The organism is Roseicyclus sp. (assembly GCF_052168335.1).
Lineage (GTDB): Bacteria > Pseudomonadota > Alphaproteobacteria > Rhodobacterales > Rhodobacteraceae > Roseibacterium.
Genome location: NZ_JBQLZP010000524.1, coordinates 1 through 2,183, shown reverse-complemented (window position 1 = coordinate 2,183; position 2,183 = coordinate 1). Strand labels below are relative to the sequence as shown.

Annotated in this window: 2 protein-coding genes and 1 pseudogene; all 3 read right to left on the bottom strand. The window is 71.1% G+C overall.

The annotated features are described in order from the left end of the window. On the bottom strand, positions 1 to 595 hold a 595-nt coding region (locus tag ACTS11_RS15900), incomplete at its 3' end, for a glucokinase (RefSeq protein ID WP_442641276.1). Between the two features lie 44 nt (positions 596 to 639). Further along, positions 640 to 1,962 carry a GH1 family beta-glucosidase gene (locus ACTS11_RS15895; protein WP_442641275.1) on the bottom strand — a complete coding sequence of 441 codons (1,323 nt, stop codon included), beginning with the start codon at positions 1,960 to 1,962 and terminating at the stop codon, positions 640 to 642. A gap of 12 nt (positions 1,963 to 1,974) precedes the next feature. Continuing rightward, positions 1,975 to 2,183 (bottom strand): annotated as a pseudogene (locus ACTS11_RS15890) (LacI family transcriptional regulator); the annotation flags it as partial.

Sequence of the window (2,183 nt, the reverse complement as noted above, 5' to 3'; positions counted from 1 at the left end):
AGAGCACCTCCTCGACGGAGGGAAAACCGTGGCTGTCGGCGATGCGCGGCAGCACCTCGAGAAGGCCCGGCACCGTCGCCGGCAGCGAGACGTGCCCGGCCTCGGAGGGCGGCACGAAGCGTCCGGCGTCGGTGTCGAAGACGGGGCAGGCGTTGAACCCGGTGCCGAGGCCCACGACGAGCTTGGCGGCCTGCGGCGGCTGCGGCGGCTGCGGCAGCACCTCGACGAGGTTGCCGGGCGCGATGTGGCCGATGGCGTGGCCCTGCGCCTGGAGGTCGTTCAGGACCGCGGATTTCTCCGCCGTCAGCGCCTCGGCCAGCACCTCGCGGTCGATCCGCCAGTCGAGGTTGGTGAGCTGCGCCACGCCGTCCCGCACCGGCCCCGCCGCGGCGACGCAGACGCCGGTGATCCCGCTGTCGTCGATGCCGCGATCCGCGAGATAGGCCGAGATGACCGCCGCGATTCCCGGGTGTTCCGCGTTGCGATAGCGCCGGACGCTCGCCGCGTCGACCAGCGGGCCGCGCGCCAGTGCCACGCGGGTATTCGTGCCGCCGATGTCGGCGACGAGCGAAAGGCCTTGGTCGCTTGGGCTCATTGCGGGTGTCTCGTCTCGGACGGGTCGGGCTCGCTTCAGGCGCGTCAGGCGGTGTTCCTGCGCCACCATCGGGCGAGCGCCTCATAGGACGCTTTCGGGGTCCTTGCCAAGGTTTCGAAATCGACATGGACGAGGCCGAAGCGCTTCTCGTAGCCGAGGGACCACTCGTAATTGTCCATGAGCGACCAGACGAAGTAGCCCCGGACGGGCGCGCCGCCCCCGATGGCCTGCCGGACGGCGGCGAGATGGGCGTCGAGATAGTCGATCCGCGCGGTGTCGGGCGCGTCCGTCGTGTCGGGATTCGCCATGCCGTTCTCGGTCACGTAGATCGGCAGGTCGCCGGAATACTCCCGCGCCGTCCGCAGGAGGAAGTCGCGCAGGCCGTCGGGATAGATCTCCCAGCCCATCTGCGTCAGCGGCAGGCGCGTCGGCGCCTCGGCATAGGCGGGCCAGGGGCCCTCCGCCGCGCGGATCAGCTTGCGGGTGTAGTAGTTGACGCCGATCCAGTCGAGCGGCGCGGAGATGAGGGCGAAGTCGTCCTGCCAGCCCTGCGGCAGATGCGGCCCCAGCCCCTCGAGCACCTCGGCCGGGTATTCGCCCCTGAAGAGGCCGCCGAGGAAGAAGCGGTTGTAGATCGCGTCGTAGCGCGTGGCGGCGGCGACGTCGGCGGGCGCGTCGCTGGCGGGCTCGGCCCATTCGAAGTTGCAGACGGCGCCGAGGTTCTTCATGCCGAGCGCGCGCATCACCTCGATCGCCGCGCCGTGCGACTTCAGCACGTGGTGCATGGCGCGCGCCGTGGCGCGGATGTCGCGCAGGCCCGGTGCATGATGGCCGTCGAAATGGCTGAGCCAGCCGACGCACCAGGGCTCGTTGATCGGCGCGGCGGACCAGACGCGGTCGCCGATGCGGCTCATCACGGTCTGGGTGAAGTCCGCGAACCAGTTCGGCATGTCGGCGTTGCGCCAGCCGCCCTTGTCGGCCAGAGCCTGCGGCAGTTCCCAGTGGTAGAGCGTCGCGGCGGGGCGGATGCCGCGCGCGAGCATCCCGTCCACCAGCCGGTCGTAGAAGTCGAGGCCCTGCTGGTTGGCCTTGCCCGTTCCCTCGGGCAGCACCCGCGCCCAGGAGGTCGAGAAGCGGTAGACCTCGGCGCCGAGCCCCGCGACGAGGTCGAGGTCCTCCTCCCAGCGGTGGTAGTGGTCGCAGGCGCGGTCGCCGTTCTCGGCCCGCACGACGTTGCCGGGGGTGGCGGCGAAGCTGTCCCAGTGGGTCTTGCCCGCACCGCCGAAGGCGTGGCCCTCGATCTGGTAGGCGGAGGTGGCGACCCCGAACAGGAAGTCGTCGGGGAAATCGGCGCGGCGGGCCTGCATGCCTTGGTCCTTTCAGTGGGCGGGGGCGGGGCCGGTGGAGCGGCCGAGGGTCAGCTCCACCTCCCAGAGTTCCTGCACGGGAGCCTGCCCCGGATCGCGGATCAGGTCGATCAGGATCGCGGCGCAGCGGCGACCGGCATCGCGGATCGACGAGCGCGTGGCGGTGAAGGGCGCGCCCTCGGGCGAGGTGATCGCGTCGTTCCCGAGGTAGGACAGCACGT